This is a genomic window from Marinobacter sp. NSM (genome assembly GCF_052380025.1).
Lineage (GTDB): Bacteria > Pseudomonadota > Gammaproteobacteria > Pseudomonadales > Oleiphilaceae > Marinobacter.
In genome coordinates this window covers 1-948 of record NZ_JBQTCK010000020.1, presented here as the reverse complement: position 1 = coordinate 948, position 948 = coordinate 1, and the positions used below count along the sequence as shown (strand labels likewise).

The 948-nt window shown below is 59.9% G+C and carries 1 protein-coding gene; it reads left to right on the top strand.

Annotation, left to right across the window (positions count from 1 at the left end; translation table 11 throughout):
* Nucleotides 1-948 (top strand): type VI secretion system tip protein TssI/VgrG (gene tssI, locus ACTZWX_RS17785; RefSeq protein ID WP_444715051.1); only part of this gene is annotated, 948 nt, incomplete at both ends.

Genomic DNA, 948 nt, shown 5'->3' with positions numbered 1-948 from the left:
AACTGGACCCGGTCCCCTGCAACACCCGGGCCGGCGGCAGCAGCAAACAAGCCTGCGTGTTCAGTTTTGCTTACGAAGAACGCATCAAAGCTGCCTCCGTGGCCATGAAGGACTACACCTTCAAAAACCCAGCCTACGCCCTGATGCATGAACAAAGTGCTGGCGGTGTTAACCATAGAGAAGACTATCAACACTACGACTACCCCGGCCGTTACAAAGCCGACGCCAGCGGCCAGCCCTTCACCCAGGCCAGACTGGACGCTCTGAGAAACGACGCCTCCCTGGCCAAGGGCGAAAGCAACCGCCCGGACTTCACCCCCGGCGCCAAAGTGGAACTGCAGGACCACGACAGCCAGAGCCTGAACCGGGAATGGCTGCTGACCGCCATCACCCACACCGGCAAACAGCCCCAGGCCCTGGAAGAAGAGGGTGGCAGCGAACCCACCAGCTACCACAACGACTTCACCGCCATTCCGGCGGACAAAACCTGGCGGCCCCTGTGTGAACACAAACCGATGATGGACGGCCCTCAAATGGCCCTGGTCACCGGCCCCGAAGGTGAAGAAATCCATTGCGACCAGTACGGCCGGGTGAAAGTCCGTTTCCCGTGGGATCGCTACTCAAAGAACGACGAACACAGCAGCGCCTGGTTACGAGTGGCCCAAGGCTGGGCGGGCGGCCAATACGGTTTTATGGCTTTACCCCGAATCGGCAACGAAGTGATTGTGTCCTTCCTGGACGGCGACCCGGACCAGCCCATCATCACCGGCCGAACCTACCACGCCACCAACACGCCGCCCTATGCGCTGCCGGAACACAAAACCCGGACCACCCTGAAAACCAAAACCCACAAGGGCGAAGGCAGCAACGAACTCAGGTTTGAAGACGAAGCAGACCAGGAACAGATCTACGTCCACGCCCAGAAAGACCTGGACCTGCTGACGGAAA